This window comes from Streptomyces sp. NPDC054770 (genome assembly GCF_053611985.1).
This window is the reverse complement of sequence record NZ_JBSHBL010000026.1, coordinates 106,964-124,205: the sequence shown is the minus strand read 5'-3', so window position 1 is coordinate 124,205 and position 17,242 is coordinate 106,964. Positions and strand designations below refer to the sequence as shown.

20 protein-coding genes, 1 tRNA gene and 1 other RNA gene are annotated in these 17,242 nt (G+C 70.5%); 12 read left to right on the top strand and 10 right to left on the bottom strand.

Annotated features, from left to right (window positions below):
- Positions 1-50 precede the first annotated feature (50 nt).
- Positions 51-518 carry an ArsI/CadI family heavy metal resistance metalloenzyme gene (locus ACWGKQ_RS23385; protein WP_453293878.1) on the bottom strand — a complete coding sequence of 156 codons (468 nt, stop codon included), beginning with the start codon at positions 516-518 and terminating at the stop codon, positions 51-53.
- A gap of 28 nt (positions 519-546) precedes the next feature.
- On the bottom strand, positions 547-1,926 hold the full coding sequence (locus tag ACWGKQ_RS23380; protein ID WP_453293877.1) for an NAD(P)-binding domain-containing protein: 1,380 nt from the start codon (positions 1,924-1,926) through the stop codon (positions 547-549).
- A gap of 105 nt (positions 1,927-2,031) precedes the next feature.
- On the opposite strand from ACWGKQ_RS23380, the gene ACWGKQ_RS23375 reads away from it, so the two are divergent.
- The 3 genes from ACWGKQ_RS23375 (at position 2,032) to pstS (ending at position 4,772) form a co-directional block, all read left to right on the top strand.
- On the top strand, positions 2,032-3,090 hold the full coding sequence (locus ACWGKQ_RS23375) for a flavin-containing monooxygenase (RefSeq protein ID WP_453293876.1): 1,059 nt from the start codon (positions 2,032-2,034) through the stop codon (positions 3,088-3,090).
- 48 nt (positions 3,091-3,138) lie between these two features.
- Complete coding sequence (locus tag ACWGKQ_RS23370; RefSeq protein ID WP_234540149.1) at positions 3,139-3,504, top strand: ArsR/SmtB family transcription factor; 366 nt, start codon at positions 3,139-3,141, stop codon at positions 3,502-3,504.
- A gap of 119 nt (positions 3,505-3,623) precedes the next feature.
- Positions 3,624-4,772, top strand: a complete 1,149-nt coding sequence (gene pstS, locus ACWGKQ_RS23365; RefSeq protein WP_453293875.1) for a phosphate ABC transporter substrate-binding protein PstS — start codon at positions 3,624-3,626, stop codon at positions 4,770-4,772.
- A gap of 14 nt (positions 4,773-4,786) precedes the next feature.
- Here the strand turns inward: pstS and ACWGKQ_RS23360 are convergent, their stop codons facing one another.
- The 3 genes from ACWGKQ_RS23360 to ACWGKQ_RS23350 are packed head-to-tail and all read right to left on the bottom strand — an operon-like array spanning position 4,787 to position 6,932.
- Entirely contained in the window at positions 4,787-5,851 is a 1,065-nt protein-coding gene (locus ACWGKQ_RS23360) for an ArsO family NAD(P)H-dependent flavin-containing monooxygenase (RefSeq protein ID WP_453293874.1), read from the bottom strand.
- A complete protein-coding gene (locus ACWGKQ_RS23355; RefSeq protein ID WP_453293873.1) occupies positions 5,848-6,627 on the bottom strand; it encodes an aquaporin in 780 nt (259 codons plus the stop codon). Before ACWGKQ_RS23355 ends, ACWGKQ_RS23360 begins: the two co-directional genes overlap by 4 nt.
- The gene (locus tag ACWGKQ_RS23350; protein ID WP_453293872.1) at positions 6,624-6,932 is read right to left on the bottom strand and encodes an ArsR/SmtB family transcription factor; all 309 of its coding nucleotides are present in this window, start codon (positions 6,930-6,932) and stop codon (positions 6,624-6,626) included. Before ACWGKQ_RS23350 ends, ACWGKQ_RS23355 begins: the two co-directional genes overlap by 4 nt.
- A gap of 88 nt (positions 6,933-7,020) precedes the next feature.
- On the opposite strand from ACWGKQ_RS23350, the gene ACWGKQ_RS23345 reads away from it, so the two are divergent.
- The 4 genes from ACWGKQ_RS23345 to ACWGKQ_RS23330 all read left to right on the top strand — a co-directional run bounded on the left by ACWGKQ_RS23345 (position 7,021) and on the right by ACWGKQ_RS23330 (position 10,261).
- Positions 7,021-7,434: an arsenate reductase ArsC gene (locus ACWGKQ_RS23345; protein ID WP_389331596.1), complete on the top strand. Its 414-nt coding sequence runs from the start codon at positions 7,021-7,023 to the stop codon at positions 7,432-7,434.
- Positions 7,431-8,414 carry a thioredoxin-disulfide reductase gene (gene trxB / locus ACWGKQ_RS23340; RefSeq protein WP_453293871.1) on the top strand — a complete coding sequence of 328 codons (984 nt, stop codon included), beginning with the start codon at positions 7,431-7,433 and terminating at the stop codon, positions 8,412-8,414. Before ACWGKQ_RS23345 ends, trxB begins: the two co-directional genes overlap by 4 nt.
- Before the next feature lie 17 nt (positions 8,415-8,431).
- Entirely contained in the window at positions 8,432-8,755 is a 324-nt protein-coding gene (gene trxA, locus ACWGKQ_RS23335; RefSeq protein ID WP_453293870.1) for a thioredoxin, read from the top strand.
- A gap of 63 nt (positions 8,756-8,818) precedes the next feature.
- On the top strand, positions 8,819-10,261 hold the full coding sequence (locus tag ACWGKQ_RS23330; RefSeq protein WP_453293869.1) for an FAD-dependent oxidoreductase: 1,443 nt from the start codon (positions 8,819-8,821) through the stop codon (positions 10,259-10,261).
- 6 nt (positions 10,262-10,267) lie between these two features.
- Here ACWGKQ_RS23330 and ACWGKQ_RS23325 read toward each other — a convergent pair whose 3' ends face one another.
- On the bottom strand, positions 10,268-10,669 hold the full coding sequence (locus tag ACWGKQ_RS23325; protein WP_453293868.1) for an ArsR/SmtB family transcription factor: 402 nt from the start codon (positions 10,667-10,669) through the stop codon (positions 10,268-10,270).
- A gap of 203 nt (positions 10,670-10,872) precedes the next feature.
- On the opposite strand from ACWGKQ_RS23325, the gene ACWGKQ_RS23320 reads away from it, so the two are divergent.
- Complete coding sequence (locus ACWGKQ_RS23320) at positions 10,873-11,568, top strand: arsenate reductase/protein-tyrosine-phosphatase family protein (protein WP_453293867.1); 696 nt, start codon at positions 10,873-10,875, stop codon at positions 11,566-11,568.
- Positions 11,561-12,223 carry an arsenate reductase ArsC gene (locus ACWGKQ_RS23315; RefSeq protein WP_453293866.1) on the top strand — a complete coding sequence of 221 codons (663 nt, stop codon included), beginning with the start codon at positions 11,561-11,563 and terminating at the stop codon, positions 12,221-12,223. Before ACWGKQ_RS23320 ends, ACWGKQ_RS23315 begins: the two co-directional genes overlap by 8 nt.
- A 53-nt stretch (positions 12,224-12,276) precedes the next feature.
- On the opposite strand, the gene ACWGKQ_RS23310 is transcribed toward ACWGKQ_RS23315, so the two are convergent.
- From ACWGKQ_RS23310 to ACWGKQ_RS23300, 3 genes are all read right to left on the bottom strand, one after another.
- Positions 12,277-13,803, bottom strand: coding sequence for an FAD-dependent monooxygenase (locus tag ACWGKQ_RS23310; protein ID WP_453293865.1), 1,527 nt, complete (start codon positions 13,801-13,803; stop codon positions 12,277-12,279).
- A gap of 90 nt (positions 13,804-13,893) precedes the next feature.
- Complete coding sequence (locus ACWGKQ_RS23305; protein ID WP_453293864.1) at positions 13,894-14,799, bottom strand: ClpX C4-type zinc finger protein; 906 nt, start codon at positions 14,797-14,799, stop codon at positions 13,894-13,896.
- A 47-nt stretch (positions 14,800-14,846) separates the two neighbouring features.
- Positions 14,847-15,254, bottom strand: coding sequence for a heavy metal-responsive transcriptional regulator (locus tag ACWGKQ_RS23300; protein WP_453293863.1), 408 nt, complete (start codon positions 15,252-15,254; stop codon positions 14,847-14,849).
- A gap of 84 nt (positions 15,255-15,338) precedes the next feature.
- Between ACWGKQ_RS23300 and merB the strand changes: the two genes are divergently transcribed.
- Positions 15,339-16,367, top strand: a complete 1,029-nt coding sequence (gene merB / locus ACWGKQ_RS23295) for an organomercurial lyase (RefSeq protein WP_453293862.1) — start codon at positions 15,339-15,341, stop codon at positions 16,365-16,367.
- Positions 16,361-16,843: a DUF5990 family protein gene (locus ACWGKQ_RS23290; RefSeq protein ID WP_453293861.1), complete on the top strand. Its 483-nt coding sequence runs from the start codon at positions 16,361-16,363 to the stop codon at positions 16,841-16,843. Before merB ends, ACWGKQ_RS23290 begins: the two co-directional genes overlap by 7 nt.
- Positions 16,844-16,972: 129 nt before the next feature.
- Here the strand turns inward: ACWGKQ_RS23290 and ACWGKQ_RS23285 are convergent.
- Positions 16,973-17,060, bottom strand: a tRNA-Ser gene (locus ACWGKQ_RS23285).
- A 72-nt stretch (positions 17,061-17,132) separates the two neighbouring features.
- Between ACWGKQ_RS23285 and ffs the strand changes: the two genes are divergently transcribed.
- Positions 17,133-17,231, top strand: an RNA gene (gene ffs, locus ACWGKQ_RS23280) — signal recognition particle sRNA small type.
- The last annotated feature ends 11 nt before the right edge of the window (positions 17,232-17,242 follow it).

Below are 17,242 nucleotides of genomic sequence, written 5' to 3'. Positions count from 1 at the left end.
CTCCCGTCCCGGTCACGGCCTCGCTGGTGTGGAGGTCGGTCATCGGCGGATCAGCAGCAGCCGCCCGCAGCGACCGGTTCCTTCGCGTCGGCGTCGATCGCCGCCGGGCCGGTACAGCAGGTGCTGCCCTGCTGCTTGGCCAGGGAGTCGGCGTCGGCCTTGACGACGTACACCTCCCACGATTCCTGGCCGGGGCCGTGGACCCAGACCTTGTCCTGGAGGGCGTAGCAGCAGGTGGTGTCGTTCTCGACGTCCGTGGTCAGGCCGGCCTCGCTCAGGCGGGCGGTGGCGGCGTGGACGGCCTCCGTCGACTCGACTTCGACGCCGAGGTGGTCCAGGCGGGTGTCCTCGTCCGCGGTTCCTTCGATCAGGACGAGCTTGAGCGGGGGCTCGGCGATGGCGAAGTTGGCGTAGCCGTCGCGGAGTTTGGCGGGTCCGGTGCCGAACAGCTTGCTGTAGAAGGCGATGGACGCGTCGAGATCCGGGACGCGGAGGGCGAGCTGTACGCGGGACGTCATGGCGAACCTCCTTGGTTGGGTGGGGCGTTCAGCAGCCGCCGGAGGCGGCGGTCGGGGCTCCGATGCCGATCTGGAGAGTGGCAGGCGCGGCACAGCATCCGCCGCCGGACTGCTCGGCGTTCTCCGGCTCGTCGAACAGGCCCGCGCCGCCGCACACACCGGTCTCCGGGAGGGTGAGTTCGACGCGCTCGGCGGCCTCCTGGTCGCCTGCGAGGGCGGCGGTGATGGAGCGGACCTGCTCGTAGCCGGTCATCGCGAGGAAGGTCGGGGCGCGGCCGTAGGACTTCATGCCGACCAGGTAGACGCCCTGTTCGGGGTGGGAGAGCTCGGCCACGCCGTGCGGGTAGACGGTGCCGCAGGAGTGGACGTTCGGGTCGATGAGCGGGGCGAGGGCGGCCGGGGCCTGGAGGCGTTCGTCGAGGCCGAGGCGGAGCTCGGAGAGGAAGGACAGGTCGGGACGCAAGCCGGTCAGGACGATGATCTCGTCGACCGGGTCGAGGCGACGGCCGTCCTCGGCAACGAGGACGAGCTGGTCACCGTCGCGTTCCACAGCCTGTGTGCGGAAGCCGGTGACCGCGCTCGCGTGGCCGGCCTCGACGGCATCCTTGGCACGCAGGCCCAAGGCGCCTCGGGCAGGGAGCTGGTCGGCCTCGCCGCCGCCGTACGTGTTCGCGCCGATACCGCGCCGCAGGATCCACACCGCGTGCGTGCCCTCCTCCTCCTTCGCCAGGTCGGCGAGGAGGGCCAGGGCGGTGAAGGCGGAGGCGCCGGACCCGACGACAGCGGTGCGCTTGCCCGCGTAACGGGCGCGTACGGCTGGGTCCTTCAGGTCCGGGACGCGGTAGGAGACGCGGTCGGCGGCCGACTTCTCACCGAGGGCGGGCAGGCCGTCCGCTCCCATCGGGCTCGGGACGGACCAGGTGCCGGAGGCGTCGATGACGGCGCGAGCGGTGATCCGCTCCTCGCGTCCGTCGGCGGACTGGATGTGCACGGTGAAGGGCTGCTCGTCGCGGCCGGCGTCGACGATGCGGTCGCGGCCGGTGCGGGCGACGCCGGTCACCGTGGCGCCGTAGCGGACCTTGTCGCCGAGGACGTCGGCGAGGGGCTGGAGGTAGCGCTCGGCCCAGTCGCCGCCGGTCGGGTAGGCCGTGCCGTCGGGGCGGATCCAGCCGGTCGGGGCGAGCAGCTTCTCGGCGGCCGGGTCGATGACCTCGCCCCAGGTCGAGAACAGGCGGACATGGGACCAGTCGCGTACGGCGCTGCCTGCGGTGGGGCCGGCTTCCAGAACCAGGGGTTCGATGCCGCGCTCGACGAGACGGGCTGCGGCAGCCAGGCCGATCGGGCCGGCTCCGATGACCACGACGGGTAGCTGGTCGGTGGTGAGCACGCAGTTGGTGGACACGGCCACGAGGTTCCCCTTTGCTTCGACATTCGTCGATCTCTTGCGCGGCCCAGCATGACACCTGTATCGATAAGCGTCAACATAGACATTCGTCGAATCCGGGAGTCGGATATGGAACGTGTGGATGTAGCGGTGATCGGCGGCGGACAGTCCGGACTGGCCGCGGCACATGCCCTGCGCAGGGCGGGCTTGGTGCCGGTGATCCTGGAGGCGTCCGACCGGCCGTCAGGATCGTGGCCGCGCTACTACGACAGCCTCACGCTCTTCTCTCCCGCCGCATACAGCTCGCTGCCAGGGTTGTCCTTCGGCGGGGACACGGGCCGCTATCCGCACCGGGACGAGGTAGCCGCCTACCTGCTGCGCTATGCCGACTGGTTGGATGCCGACATCCGTACGGGGGTGCGGGTCCGGGAGGTCCGAGCCGCAGCCGACGGCACATTCACCCTCGTACTGGAGGGCGGGGACGCTCTGTGCACCCGGAGCGTGGTTGCGGCTTCCGGTACCTTCGGTCGCCCGTACCGCCCACCGCTGCCGGGGCTGGAGGGCTTCGCCGGCGCGGTGCTGCACGCGGCCGAGTACCGCACTCCGGAGTCGTTCACCGGGCAGCGGGTGGTGGTCGTCGGCGCCGGGAACTCGGCCGTGCAGATCGCTGCCGACCTGGCCGCACACGCCCAGGTCACCCTGGCCACGCGGCACCCGGTGCGCTTCGCAGCACAGCGCACACTGGGGCGGGATCTGCACTGGTGGCTGAAGCGGACCGGGGCAGACACCCTGCCCCTGGGCCGGTTTCTGCGTACGCCTCCGACCCAGCTGGTCATCGACGACGGCCGCTACCGGGCCGCCGTTGCTTCCGGCGCTCCGGACCGGCGTCCCGTGTTCACGGGGATCAACGGAACCAAGGTCACCTGGGGCGACGGCGGCAGTGAGGAGGTCGACACGATCCTGCTGGCCACCGGCTACCGCCCCGACCTCGCCTACCTGGCCCCACTGGGTGCTCTCACGGCATCCGGTCACCCTCGCCATCGCGAGGGGGTGTCGCTTTCGCATCCCGGGCTGACCTACGTCGGCCTGGAATGGCAGCGCAGCCTGTCGTCGAACTCCCTGCGCGGGGTCGGCCGGGACGCGGAACGGATCGCGCGACACCTCACTGCCCGCCTCTCCCGAACCTGAGGCCGTCCCGCCCTCGCTCACTGGTTCGACATATGTCAACATAGATGCATGTCGAATACGAAGGCGCTGCCGCTGCTGGAACCCGCCTCTGGCGAGGCCGCGGCGCCGTGCTGCCCGCCGCTCACCGAGCGTCCGTTCACCGCGGAGGAGGCCGACGTGGCGGCGCGGATGTTCAAGGCGCTCGGCGATCCGGTGCGGTTGCGGCTGTTCTCCGCGGTCGCCTCCCACGAGGGCGGTGAGGCGTGCGTGTGCGACATCTCCGACGTCGGTGTCTCCCAGCCGACCGTCTCCCACCACCTGAAGAAGCTCAAGGACGCCGGCCTGCTGACCTCCGAGCGGCGTGGCACGTGGGTGTACTACCGGGTCGAGCCGTCGGTGTTCGCCGCGATGGGACAGCTTCTCGCTCCGCGCTGATCCTGCGGGTTACGCACGAGAAGGCATCTCGCCGCCTCGCATTCACGCGTCCGCCTCCCGCCACCGTCGAAACATAGGCAACCATCTATGTACGGTCCGACGGAGTTCCGGGAGGCGCGGTGCGTCCACACCAGCGGGATCTTCGGGTGATGGTGCCGGTCGCCGCGGCGACCCTGGCGGCGTGCCTCGCGGTCGGGGGCGCGGTGTGGATGTGGGTGTCGGGCGATGAGGGCGTGGTCAGCGGCAGGCCCCCGGTAGTGGGTGCCGGCATCCGGGACCCGAGGATCCACTGCGCGTCGCAGGGCCAGCTTCAGGGCGACGGCGCGACCTCCCAGCAGTCGCCCATGACGTACTGGATCACCGCATACGAGCAGTCGTGCCCGAGCGTGGAGGTCGCCTACCGGCCCAGCAGTTCGGCCGGCGGCGTGGCCGTGTTCCTCGACGGCTCCGCGGCGTTCGGCGGGACGGACGAGGCGCTGAAGCCCGCGGACGTCGCCCGGTCCCGGGCAGTCTGCGGCGGTGGGCAAGCCGTCGATGTGCCGGTGGCGGGCGCAGCGATCGCCGTCGTCTACCACCTCAAGGGAGTCGACGGGCTGGTGCTGGACGCCCCCACCCTGGCGAAGATCTTCGATTCGGCGATCACCCGGTGGAACGACCCCGCGATCCGCGCGCTGAACCCGTCCGCCGCGCTGCCCGACGAGCCGATCCGGACCGTGCACCGCTCCGACAGTTCGGGCACCACTTACCACTTCACGGGTTACCTCTCCGCTGCCGCACCTCGATCCTGGCCCCATGCCGTGGCGCAGCTCTGGCAGGCCGACGGGGGCACCTCGGCCACCGATTCGGACGGGCTCGCAGCCATGGTGGGCCGGTATCAGGGAGCGATCGGCTACGTCGACTCAACGTTCGCGACCACCCACCGCCTCAAGGCAGCCGCCATCAGGACGGGCCCGGGCAAGCCGGTCGTGCCGAGCGTCGAGGCCGTTTCGGCCGGCATCGCCGGGGCACGAGTGACCGGCACGGGCAAGGACCTGGCGCTGAAGCTGGACTACGTCCCGCGCTCGGCCGGTGCGTATCCGATCGTCATGGTGACCTACGACGTCGTGTGCGAGCGCGGCAACAAGCCCTCCGTTCTGCCCGCGTTGAAGTCCTTCCTCTCCTACACCGTCGGCGAAGCGGGCCAGGAACTCCTTCCCATGGTCGGATACGCGCCGCTGCCCGAAGGCATCGCCGCCCGGGCCCGCAAGGTCGTCGGCACCCTGTCCTGATCCAGGGCGTGCCTTCAAGACCGGGTGAGTTCGGCGAGCGCCCGTGCGGCATCGCGCGCCGGGCGGCCGACGCCGATGAGGGTGGCGGAGGCGGGGCCGGTCCAGTCGCCGTAGCCGAGCAGGTGCACGCGGGGCTCGTCCACCGCGCGCGTCCCGGCGGTGGCGATATGGCCGCGTCGGCCCCGGAGCCGGAGCCGGAGCGGGGCGAGGTGCGAGAGGGCGGGGCGGAAACCGGTGCACCAGATGATCACGTCGGCGTCGGCGCGGCTGCCGTCGGCCCATTCGACGCCATCGGGGATGAGACGCGAGAACATCGAAGTGGCCTTCAGCAGGCCACGATCACGGGCTTCGCGTACGGGCCGGACCGCGACGATGTCGCCGAGCGAGGCGACGCCGCCCGTGTCGGTGCGGCCCTCGTCGAGGGCGCGGCGGCGTGCGGTGGCCGCGTCGAACAGGGCACGGCCGTCGATGTCGTCGGCGAGGAAGCGGGGCGGGCGCTGGGTGACCCAAGTCAGGTCCGTGTCGTACGCCAGGTCAGCGGCGATCTGGGCGCCGGAGTTGCCGCCGCCGACCACGATCACGCGTTGGCCTGCGACGTCGGCGGGGTTGCGGTACTCGGCCGTGTGCAACTGGCGGCCCCCGAAGGCCGCTTGCCCAGGAACGGCGGGGAGGAAGGGCCGCCACCAGGTGCCGGTCGCGCTCATCACCGCACGGGCGTGCCAGGTGCCGGAGTCGGTCTCCACCCGCAGGTGCCGGCCGTCCTGGTGGACACCGAGGACGCGTACGGGGCGCTCGACGGGTAGCTCGTATCGCCTCTCGTAGTCGGTGAGGTACTCCACCACGTGCTGCGCGTCGGGGTAGGTCTCGCCGGACTGCGGTGGCATGAGGCGGCCGGGCAGCGAGGAGTACGCGGCCGGGGAGAACAGGCGCAGTGAGTCCCAGACGTGCTGCCAGGCGCCGCCGGGGGTGGTCTGGGCGTCGAGGATGACGAAGTCGAGGCCCAGGCGGCGCAGGTGGTAGCCCGCGGCGAGCCCGGACTGGCCGCCGCCGATCACCACCACCTGCGTACTGTGGCTCATTCCGCCGATCGTCCGGGCATGAAGATGAGCGCCACCAGGGCCAGCCCGACCACGGCGCCCACGAGTTGCACGCCGATGAAGCCCAGAACCGAACCCGGCGCGATGCCCGCGAAGGTGTCGGTGAAGGCGCGGCCGATGGTCACCGCCGGGTTGGCGAAGGACGTCGACGAGGTGAACCAGTACGCGGCGCCGATGTAGGAGGCGACCGCGACGGGCGCGAAGCGCAGCTGGTTCGCCCGAGCCAGGCCGAAGATCAGCAGGATCAGACCGGCTGTGGCGACGACCTCACCCAGCAGCAGATGGCCCGCAGACCGGTCGTGCGTGGACCACTTCACCAGCGGCTCGCCGAACATCGCGTCCGCCAGGATCGCGCCCGCGATAGCGCCGACGATCTGCGCGGGCAGGTACACGGCCGCCTCGCGCAGGGTGACCCCGGCGCCCCCACGTCGTGCTGTCCACCACTCGGCCAGCGTGACCACGGGGTTGAAGTGGGCGCCGGAGACCGGGCCGAGCAGCAGGATGAGGATGCCGAGGCCGAAGACGGTGGCCGTGGAGTTGGCCAGCAGCTGCAGGCCGACGTCCTTGGTCAGTTCGGTGGCCTGGATGCCGGAGCCGACCACGACCGCCACCAGCGCCGCGGTGCCTATGAGTTCGGCGGCGGCCCGGGCGACCAGCGGGGTGCGCGGCGGGGTGGCACCCGGCGCGGGCGCGACGGACTCGGCCGCAGGCGCCGCTGGCGCGGACTCCTCGGTCGGGGCGGCTTCGGCGGGGGTCATGGGCAGGCCCTCTTGTTCTCTGCGGCGGCGCGGGCGGACTCGGCCAGGTCGGCGAACTGATCGGCGAGTGAGGCGATGACGTCCGGACGCAGCTTGTAATACGTGAACCGGCCGCACGGCTCCGTCTCCACGACCCCGGCCTCGCGCAGCACCTTCAGGTGGTTGGAGAGGTTGGTCTGTCTCGCGCCCGTCTCCTCGACGAGATGCGTGGTGCACAGCGTCTCTTTGGCGAGCAGGGTCACGATCTGGAGCCTGAGCGGGTCGGCCAGGACCCGGATCAGATCAGTGTCGACTGACGTCAGCATGCACTGATACTGTCACATCAGCGGTGACTGACACCACCGGGTACTGATATGTCGTGCCCGTTCTGTTGCGAGACAAGAGAGACCTCTGATGTCCGACAAGCCCTCTGTGCTGTTCGTCTGTGTCCACAACGCCGGCCGTTCCCAGATGGCCGCCGCGTGGCTGACCCACCTGGCCGGGGACCGCGTCGAGGTCCGCTCGGCCGGTTCCAACCCCGGCGCGGGCGTCAACCCGGCCGCCGTCGAGGCCATGGCCGAGGTCGGCATCGACATCTCCGCCGAGGTCCCCAAGATGCTGACCGTCGACGCCGTCAAGGAGTCCGACGTCTGCATCACCATGGGCTGCGGCGACACCTGCCCCGTCTTCCCCGGCAAGCGTTACCTGGACTGGGATCTGGAGGACCCGGCCGGCCAGGGTGTCGAGGCCGTCCGCCCGATCCGCGACGAGATCAAGGTGCTGGTCGAGGGCCTGATCAAGGAGATCGCGCCGGAGCCCCAGGCGTGAGCACGGCGACGGACATACGCAACGTCATCGTCATCGGTTCCGGTCCCGCCGGATACACCGCCGCCCTCTACACCGCCCGCGCCTCGCTGAAGCCGCTGGTCTTCGAGGGCGCGGTCACGGCCGGCGGCGCGCTGGTGCAGACGACCGAGGTGGAGAACTTCCCCGGCTTCCGCGACGGCGTCATGGGCCCGGACCTGATGGACAACATGCGGGCCCAGGCCGAACGCTTCGGCGCCGAACTCGTCCCCGACGACATCGTCGAGGTCGACCTCACCGGCACCGTCAAGACGGTCACCGACAGCGCGGGCACGGTCCACCGGGCGAAGGCCGTGATCGTGGCGACCGGCTCGCAGCACCGCAAGCTGGGCCTGCCGGGCGAGGACGCGCTCTCCGGCCGCGGTGTGTCGTACTGCGCGACCTGCGACGGCTTCTTCTTCCGCGAGCATCACATCGTGGTCGTCGGCGGCGGCGACACGGCGATGGAGGAGGCTACCTTCCTCTCCCGCTTCGCTGCCTCCGTGACGATCGTCCACCGCCGTGACACCCTGCGGGCTTCCAAGACCATGCAGGACCGCGCGTTCGCCGACCCGAAGATCTCCTTCGCCTGGAACAGCGAGGTCGCCGAGATCCACGAGGACGGCGGCAAGCTCGCCGGGCTCACCCTGCGCGACACCGTCACCGGCGAGACCTCCCGGCTGCCGGCCACCGGCCTGTTCGTCGCCATCGGCCACGACCCGCGCACCGACCTGGTCACCGGCCAGCTCGACCTGGACGACGAGGGCTACCTCAAGGTCGCCTCCCCCTCCACCCGCACGAACATCCGGGGCGTCTTCGGCGCGGGTGACGTGGTCGACCACACCTACCGGCAGGCGATCACCGCGGCCGGCTCCGGCTGCGCGGCCGCCCTGGACGCCGAGCGGTACCTCGCAGCCTTGAGCGACACCCACACCGCAGGCGAACCGGCCGTGGCCGCCGTCTGACGCCCCGAAGGAAGATCATGGCTCTCAAGAACGTCACCGACGACTCCTTCGAGCAGGACGTCCTGGCCAGCGACAAGCCGGTCCTGGTCGACTTCTGGGCCGCCTGGTGCGGCCCGTGCCGCCAGATCGCGCCCTCGCTGGAGGCGATCGCCGCCGAGCACGGCGACAAGATCGAGATCGTCAAGCTCAACATCGACGAGAACCCCGCCATCGCCGCCCGCTACGGCGTGATGTCCATCCCGACGATGAACGTCTACAAGGGCGGCGAGGTCGTTCAGACCATCGTGGGTGCCAAGCCGAAGGCCGCCCTCGAACGCGAACTCGCCGACCACCTCGCCTGACACCCAACCCACAGCGGGGCATCCGCTCTGCCCCGCCGTCCTCTCCCTTTACGGAGGCACCCGGTGGCCAGTAAGCGCATCGTCGCCATCGGCGGCAGCGACGCCGGTATCAGCGCGGCCCTGCGCGCCCGCGAGCTGGATCCCGACAGCGACGTCACCGTCGTCGTGGCCGACGCCTACCCGAACTTCTCCATCTGCGGCATCCCGTACTACGTCTCCGGCGAAGTCGGCCACTGGAGCGACCTCGCCCACCGCACCCTGGCCGACCTGAAGGCCACCGGCATACGGGTGCGCACCGACACGCTCGCCACCGGCATCGACGTACCCGGAAAGCGCCTGGCCGTACGCGACGCCGACGGCCGCACCGAGCAACTGCCGTACGACGCACTGATCGTGGGCACCGGCGCGGTCAGCGCCCGCCCGCCCATCGAAAGGCTGAGCGGCCCGGACGCCCTCGGCCCGGCCGACGGCGTCCACCTCCTGCACAGCATGGGCGACACCTTCGCCGTCATGCAGACGCTCACCGCCCGCCAACCGAAGTCCGCCGTCGTCATCGGCGCCGGCTACATCGGTCTGGAGATGGCCGAGGCCCTGACCACCCGGGGCATCAAGGTCATCCAGATCGAGGCGCTGCCCGAGGTCCTGCCCACCGTCGACCCGGAGCTGGGTGCGCTCGTCCATGCCGAGCTCGAAACCCACGGCGTCGACGTCATCACCGACACCCAGGTTTCCGCGATCACCCGCACTCCCGCCGGCGACCTGCTCCGAGTCACTGCCGCGGCCAAGGACGGCACGACCGTCACTTGTGACACCCACCTCGTCCTGGTCGTCGTCGGCGTACGCCCCGACACCGCCCTCGCCGCCGATGCCGGAGCCCAACTCGGCGTGAAAGGCGCGATCGACGTCGACGAGTACATGCGCACCTCACTGCCGGACGTGTACGCGGCCGGCGACTGCGCTGTCACCCACCACCGCCTCCTCGGCAAGACCTGGCTGCCTCTGGGCACAACCGCCCACAAGCAAGGCCGGATCGCGGGCGAGAACGCCCTCGGCGGTACCCGCTGGTTCGCCGGCAGTCTCGGCACCCAGGTCGTGAAGGTCTTCGACCTCGTCGCCGCCCGCACCGGCCTGCGCGACCACGAAGCCGCAGACGCCGGACGAGGCTGGATCCCGGCCACCACCGCCAGCCACCCCGACGACCACAAGGCGTACTACCCCGGCGCCACCCCGATCTCCATCCGCATCACCGGCGACACCTCAAGCGGACTCCTGCTCGGCGCCCAACTCGTCGGACGACGCAGTGCCGAGATCTCCAAGCGCGTGGACACGTACGCCGCCGCGCTCTTCCACGGCATGCCGGTCGACGGCCTCAGCGAACTCGACCTCTCCTACACCCCACCTCTCGGCTCCCCTTGGGACGCGGTCCAGGTCGCGACGCAGGCGTGGATGCACGAGCACCACCTCGATGTGCAACGCCGCATGGTGCGGACGTCTACCGAGCCGTGACGGCGGTCAGGCGGCGGTAGCCCCGGCCTCCGGCTCGTCCGCCGGCTGCAGGATCGCCTGGAGACGGCTCAGCCCCTGATGGTCGACGGAGTACCAGGCCCAGGTACCCCGCCGCTCGCGGTTGAGCAGCCCCGCGTCAGTCATCACCTTCAGATGGTGGCTGACGGTCGGCTGACGCAGACCGAGACACGCGGTCAGGTCACACACGCACGCTTCGCCGCTGGGTGCGCGTTCGATGAGACGGAAGAGCTGCAGCCGGGTCGGGTCCGCGATGGCCTTCAGCATGGCCGCCAGCCGCTCCGCCTCATCGCGGTCGATCAGCAGACAGGACAGCGACGGGGCGCAGGTGTCCGGCTGATCCGCAACCGTCACCGCCTCCGTCACTCCGCCCTGCTGAGAGAAAGCCACCGCAACACCATAGGCAGTGACCGCGCGCCGCCCACAGTGCTCGAAGACCCCGGCCGGGAGTTGTTCGCCGTGGGTTCACCTGCCCCGTAGCCCTCGGTGGCCGGCCACCTCGCACCTGCCGACCGACCCGTCGGCCGGACCCGTGCGGCCCGGTCAGCACGGACCCATTGACACCCTGATTTATCTCAACCAAAATTGAGTCAATGAACGCTGAGTGGTCTTCATCGGTAGTGGCGCGAGCCCAGCGGCACGCGGCACTGGGGGAACCCGCGCGCCTGGCGATCATCGACCGGCTGCTGCTGGGCGACGCCTCGCCCGGCGAACTCGGCCAGGAGCTGGGCCTGCCCAGCAACCTTCTGGCCCACCACCTCAAGCTGCTCGAACAGGTCGGCCTGATCGAGCGGTCCCGCTCCGAAGGTGACCGACGGCGCACCTACCTGCGCCTACGCGTCGAAACCCTGGCTGACACCATGCCCGCACCCCTGCGGACGGCACCCCGCGTCGTGTTCGTCTGCACCCACAACTCCGCCCGCTCCCACCTCGCCGCCGCCCTCTGGAAACGCCACAGCAGCATCCCCACCGCCTCGGCGGGAACCGACCCCGCGCGACGCGTCCACCCCGGCGCCGTCGCGACCGCCCGCAGACACGGTCTCTCCCTCGCCGCGGCCCGCACCGCCCACATCGACGAGACGCTCCGCCCGGACGACCTGGTGGTCGCCGTCTGCGACAACGCCCACGAACAACTCGGCACCCGCATCCCCGACCGCCTGCACTGGTCGGTCCCCGACCCCACCCGCACCGGCACCGACGACGCCTTTGCCGACGCCCTGAGTGATCTCGCCGACCGGATCGACCGGCTGGCTCCCGCCGTCCGCCCTCCTGGAGGCAGCGATGACTGAGACCGCGTCCACCCCGCACCGCAACCTGAGCATCGACCAGCAACTCGCCCTGCGCACCGCCGCCACCCACCTCAGCCGCGAGTTCGACGGGATCTTCGGCCAGGAGACCATCGAACGCTTCCTGCACACCAGCTACGACCAGTTCGCCGGCCGGAGCACCATCCCCAACTACCTCCCTCTCATCGCCGAACGCTTCGCCCGCCAGCGCCTGCGGGCCCTGGCCAAGGTCGAGGGCCACCACACCGACGGCAAGCCCGTCGTGCTCTTCCTCTGCGTCCACAACGCCGGACGCAGTCAGATGGCCATGGGCTTCTTCCAGCACCTCGCCGGCGAGGGCGCCGTCGCCTGGTCGGGAGGCTCCGAACCCGGCAACGAGGTCAACCCGTCAGCCATCGCCGCGATGAGCGAGCGCGGCATCGACATCTCCCGCGAGTTCGCCAAGCCCTGGACCGACGAGATCGTCCGGGCCGCCGATGTCGTCGTCAGCATGGGCTGCGGCGACGCCTGCCCCGTCTTCCCCGGCAAGCGCTACCTCGAATGGACTCTGGACGACCCCGCCGGCCAGTCCGTCGACGACGTCCGCCCCATCCGCGACGACATCGAGCGCCGCGTCCGCGGACTCCTCGACGACCTCGGCGTCCCGGCACAGCACTGACCGCATGCAGGGCGTACGGAGGCCGGACCCGCACAGCTCGGTCGCCGTACGAATCAACCATGCTGTGCGGGCAGCCAACGCTCCAGGTAAGCGCGGAGCCCTTCGAGGTCTGCACCGCGCGCGACGTAACCGAGGTAGCCGTCAGGGCGTACGAGCCCCTGGACCACTTCCGGCCACGGACTCTCCCCGCCAAGCCGGTGCACGCTGATCAGGTCGTCCCGTCCGCGCAGGACTGAGGCGCAGCGTTCGTCGGGCCACAGCGCGGGCGGTCCGGACAGAAGCAAGTGCCAGCCCGGCCCCGCACTTCGCGCTTGGAGCCCGCGTGGCAGGTCGGGCAGCCGGTCGCCTGCCCGGGGCCCCTTCCTTGGTGGCCGCGAGCCCGCGCTGGAGACGGGGCTTCGCCGGTAGTGGATGCCCAGCTCGGAGACGGTACGGAAGACCCGCCCGCGCGGTCCTGTCGCGCGCAGCGCCAACGGGGCCAGGCGCGGGGCGAGTCGGGTGCGGGCGAAGCGGATGAGCGGGTTGCGGCTGGTGCCGATCGTGAAGGCGCGGTCGGTGAAGCGCAGCACGCTGCGGCCTACCGGGGCGCGCTCGATCTCATACGTGTCCAGAAGCTCCGCCGGTGCCCTGCCCGAGCAGACGAGGGCGAGCTTCCAGCCCAGGTTGAGGGCGTCCTGGATGCCGGTGTTCATGCCCTGGGCGCCGGCCGGGCTGTGGATGTGCGCGGCGTCGCCGGCAAGGAAGAAGGGGCCCGAGCGGTAGTGGGCGGCGCCGCGGTTGTGGAGCCGGAAGTCGGTCATCCAGACCGGGTCCCGCAGGGCCAGCCGGTCCGGGGTGTACTCGTCGGTGATCTTCTGCAGGAGCCCGAGCTTCACCTCGGTGTCCGGGGCGCCCGGCGGACGCATCGCGAGCATCCGCCAGGTCGCCGGCGAGCCGAGTGGGAAGAAGAGCAGCATCCCGGACCCGGTCATGTACGCATGCACTGCGTCCGGCTCCAGGCCGTCGACCTCCAGGTCGGCGAGCAGGAAAGTCTGTGGATAGGCGTAGCCCTCGAATCCGATGCCGGCCTGGTCGCGGACGGTGCTGTGTGCGCCGTCGCAGCCCACCACGTACCGCGCGTGCACGGTCTCCTCGCCGCCGCTGCTCCGGAGCCAGCACGTCACGGATGAGGCCGTTCGCTCCAGACAGACCACCTCCGTGCCCCGCTCCACCAGCACGCCCTGCCCCGCCAACTGCTCCGAGAGGACGCTCTCGGTCTCCGCCTGCGAGAGGAACAGCAGGAACGGATACGCGGTGTCGGCCAGCCCGATGTCGAACAACGGCATCTGCACCACACGCCCGGGCAGGTGCATCCTCAGCTGCATCGCCGGGTTACCGCGAGCGACCAGCTCGTCCGGCACCCCGATCCCGGCGAGCGCCTCCAGAGTGCGAGGTTGGATACCCAGGGCGCGCGACTCGTGGACCCGGTCGAGAGAGCGGTCGACGATCCGGAATGACACGCCGTACGTGCGCAGTTGCGCGGCGAGCGCAAGCCCTGTGGGCCCCGCGCCGACCACCAGCACGTCCAGGGGCGCCGTCATGGATCCACGGTAGTGCTCGGCTGCCTCGGCAGGAGCCTGCGCGGGCTCGTCCTCGCCGAGCGCCGCCGCCCGAGCCTCGCCTTCAGCGCGCTACGCGGAGCCCGCACCCGCGGGTTGAGCGAGGATCTCGCCGCACAGCGTGACGCAGTCGGCGCAGATCCACACGTCGGGACCGGCGACGAGGCGGCGCTCGTCGTTCCCCGGCTTGCCGCAGAAGGAGCAACGGGCGGAGGAATCCTCGGGCCGCCGCTTGTGGCGGGTGCGGCGCCCGAAAACTGTACGAGGAACGTTGATGTAGCAGTGGAGCAGGCGCTTGATGTCCGCCACGTCGACGCCGAGGTCATTGAGCACACGGCGGGCCCGGGAGCCCGGATTGGTCGCGATGACCGCGAGCAGCTGCGGTGTGTTGACCACGACCGGCGCGCAGGAGGGGGTCCGTTCGGTGGCAAGTTGTTCCGCGGTTGCGAGTGCGGCCTTGGCCTCGCCCGAGAACGCGGCCTGCCCCGTCCTCGCCGTACCCGCCGGGTAGTCGAAAAGCCGACGGCTTGCCTCGCGGATCTTTTCGCGGGTCACGCCGAGCTGTTCCAGGGCAGCGGCCGCCACGCCGTCGGTGAGCAGACCGAACAGCAGGTGCTCGGTGCCCGCCTCGGCCAGCCCGTCCGTCTCGGCCGCGGCCAGTGCGGCAGACAGGCCGCTCTCCAGGTCGCGGCCCCGGATCAGTCCCACGGCTGGCGGTGCTTTGGTGAGGCGCTCGACGCGGTCGGCGTACCGCTGGCGGGCCGCCTGCCGCGAGACGCCCAGGCGTTCCCCGATCACCGTCCAGGAGTGCCCGGCGGCGCGGACCTCGCGTACGACCTGGTCGACGGCTGCGTCGGCTTGGGCGGACAGGTCCCGGGTGACAGCAATCACGGCATCCAGCAGTGCGAGTTCGTCGTCACTGCCGGCGCGGGCGTGGGCGGCTGCGATGAGCTGCTCCACAGTGGGCTCTTGGCTCATGCTGACAACCGTAGATTGTCAGCAGGGGTGGTGACAATCCCTTGTTGTCACCTCTCTGCGGAGCTGCCGATGATGCTGCAGATGTCCGCCTCCCTACACGTGCCCGGATCGGTGGCGGCGGCACGTTCGGCCAGGCCGCGCAGCGCGGTGCGGGTCTTGCGCAGCTCGGCCATGCGCCGCTCGATGTCGGTGAGGTGCTGCTGAATCAGATCCGTGACATGGGAACACGGTGCCTCGCCCGAGTCGCGCAGGGCGAGGACCGAGCGGATCTCGGCGAGCGTCAGTCCGGCCGACTGGGCGTCGCGGATGAAGGTGAGTCGTGGGCCGGCTTGCGGCGGGTAGTCGCGGTAGCCGCCCGCCGTGCGGGGTGGTGCGGGCAGTAGTCCGGCCTGCTCGTAGAAGCGGATGGTCTTTGGCGTCAGATCATTCGCTGCGGCCAGTTCTCCGATGCGCATGACATCGAGGCTACGCCTTGACCTTCCAGTGCGCTGGAATGTCTACCGTCGGCCTCATCCGCAGTGACCTGGGAGGACACCACCATGCGCATCAAGGTTCTGACGGTCCCCGGCTGCCCGAACGCACCGCTGGTACGGGAGCGGATCGACCAGGCGCTCGGCGGACGGGCCGTAGCGGTGGAGCTGATCGAGGTCGCCGACGAGGCACAGGCCGCCCGGCTCGGCATGACCGGTTCTCCCACCGTCCGTGTCGACGGCACCGACCCCTTCGCCGTGCCGGCGGCAGCCGCTTCCGTTTCCTGCCGCCTCTATCGGGGCCCGGACGGACGGGTCGAGGGGGCACCGAGTGTGGCCGACCTCCAGCGCGCCCTGTACATCGCGGAGGCCGCCGAAGCCTGTGACTGCCCGCCCATGGATGCAGCCGGTCGCCGTGGCCGCGGTCGGCTCGCGCCCGTCAGCGGGGGACTGCGTGCCGTGCAACAGGCCATCCTGCGGTCCTTCGCAAGCATCGGCCGCGCACCCGACCCGGTCGACCTGGAACAAGTGGCACGCTCCTTCCACCGCGACCCGCGCGAGGTCCTGGCCGAACTGGCCGCCGAGGACTTCCTCACCCTCGACGAGCAAGGCCGTATCCAGGCGGCGTATCCCTTCTCTGCCACGCCCACGGACCACCACGTCCGGCTCGCCGACGGCACCGAGATGTGGGCAATGTGCGCGATCGACGCGCTCGGCATCCCGGACATGCTCGACACCGACGCCGTGATCACCTCCGCCGACCCGGTCACCGGCGAGACCGTCACCGTCACCTCCGCCGGTCGGCGCATGACCTGGCAGCCCTCCACTGCCGCGGTCTACGTCGGCCAGCGCGCCTGCACCGGTTCCGCCGCCGACGTCGCCTGCGGCGCCCTGAACTTCTTCACCAGCCCACGCACCGCACGGGTCTGGGCCGAGCAGCATCCCGACTTCACAGGCAAGGCCGTCGACCAGGCCGGAGCCGAAGCTCTGGGGCGGTCCGTTTTCGGCTCGCTCCTGACGGAAGCCGAGCCCTCCCGAACACCGGTCAACCCGGCACTGAGCCCCCGGCTTCAAGGCGAACGGGAGCGTGGATGGTGACCGCCATGCGCATCCGCATCGACGCCGTCGACCTGCCCGGCCTCACCTGCCCACCCGGAGCGATCACCGGCGACGACGTCCCCGAGTACCGCAACATCCACGTCGCCGTACAACGCCGCGACCGCAGAGGCGAACTCCTCGACCCACAGCCCGGCGACGCCGCCTCCGCAACCTGGACGCTGGAGTGCACCACAGCCGCCTCACCGACCGGAACCGACGTGAAGGGCCCCTTCGTACAGGGCCGCCCAGGCAGCCGGTTCATCTATCTGTCGTGGGGCACCGTCGACGACCGCGGCACCTTCACGATGTTCCGCCGAGCCAAACTCATGCTTGAGGCCGTGCCTGCCGAGGTGCTCGGCACCGCCTCAAGCACTGGCCTACTGGTCGGCCGCCTCGGCCTGACCGATGCATGCGGCGGGCCTCTGTGTGCACGGGTCGTACCGCCGCGCATCAAATGGACCGCCAGAGCCGCGTGAACCAGATCACCGTTCACGGAAGTCCGCCCCGGTCCAATCACAGCAACTGAGACCAAAACTGAGACCACGCACGTCGAAGGGCCCCACCATTTCTGGTGGGGCCCTTCGACATCGTGCCCGGTGAGGCACTGGCGGAGGATACGAGATTCGAACTCGTGAGGGGTTGCCCCCAACACGCTTTCCAAGCGTGCGCCCTAGGCCTCTAGGCGAATCCTCCGCTGGGAACATTACATGACCGAGAGGAGTGCTCGCGAACTCGTTCCTACCTGCTGACGTCGGGTACTCTGTGCAGAGCCCCTCACGCGGCGCTATCTGACTGAACTCCCCCAGGGCCGGAAGGCAGCAAGGGTAGGTCGGCTCTGGCGGGTGCGTGGGGGGCGCTTGCGTTTGCGGGCGGGG

Coding starts and splice junctions, on each gene's coding strand:
- ACWGKQ_RS23385 (WP_453293878.1), bottom strand. CDS start 518: ATGACGTCCCGCGTACAGCTCGCCCTCCGCGTCCCGGATCTCGACGCG.
- ACWGKQ_RS23375 (WP_453293876.1), top strand. CDS start 2,032: ATGGAACGTGTGGATGTAGCGGTGATCGGCGGCGGACAGTCCGGACTG.
- ACWGKQ_RS23370 (WP_234540149.1), top strand. CDS start 3,139: ATGTCGAATACGAAGGCGCTGCCGCTGCTGGAACCCGCCTCTGGCGAG.
- ACWGKQ_RS23360 (WP_453293874.1), bottom strand. CDS start 5,851: ATGAGCCACAGTACGCAGGTGGTGGTGATCGGCGGCGGCCAGTCCGGG.
- ACWGKQ_RS23355 (WP_453293873.1), bottom strand. CDS start 6,627: ATGACCCCCGCCGAAGCCGCCCCGACCGAGGAGTCCGCGCCAGCGGCG.
- ACWGKQ_RS23350 (WP_453293872.1), bottom strand. CDS start 6,932: ATGCTGACGTCAGTCGACACTGATCTGATCCGGGTCCTGGCCGACCCG.
- ACWGKQ_RS23345 (WP_389331596.1), top strand. CDS start 7,021: ATGTCCGACAAGCCCTCTGTGCTGTTCGTCTGTGTCCACAACGCCGGC.
- trxA (WP_453293870.1), top strand. CDS start 8,432: ATGGCTCTCAAGAACGTCACCGACGACTCCTTCGAGCAGGACGTCCTG.
- ACWGKQ_RS23320 (WP_453293867.1), top strand. CDS start 10,873: ATGAACGCTGAGTGGTCTTCATCGGTAGTGGCGCGAGCCCAGCGGCAC.
- ACWGKQ_RS23315 (WP_453293866.1), top strand. CDS start 11,561: ATGACTGAGACCGCGTCCACCCCGCACCGCAACCTGAGCATCGACCAG.
- ACWGKQ_RS23310 (WP_453293865.1), bottom strand. CDS start 13,803: ATGACGGCGCCCCTGGACGTGCTGGTGGTCGGCGCGGGGCCCACAGGG.
- ACWGKQ_RS23305 (WP_453293864.1), bottom strand. CDS start 14,799: ATGAGCCAAGAGCCCACTGTGGAGCAGCTCATCGCAGCCGCCCACGCC.
- ACWGKQ_RS23300 (WP_453293863.1), bottom strand. CDS start 15,254: ATGCGCATCGGAGAACTGGCCGCAGCGAATGATCTGACGCCAAAGACC.
- merB (WP_453293862.1), top strand. CDS start 15,339: ATGCGCATCAAGGTTCTGACGGTCCCCGGCTGCCCGAACGCACCGCTG.
- ACWGKQ_RS23290 (WP_453293861.1), top strand. CDS start 16,361: ATGGTGACCGCCATGCGCATCCGCATCGACGCCGTCGACCTGCCCGGC.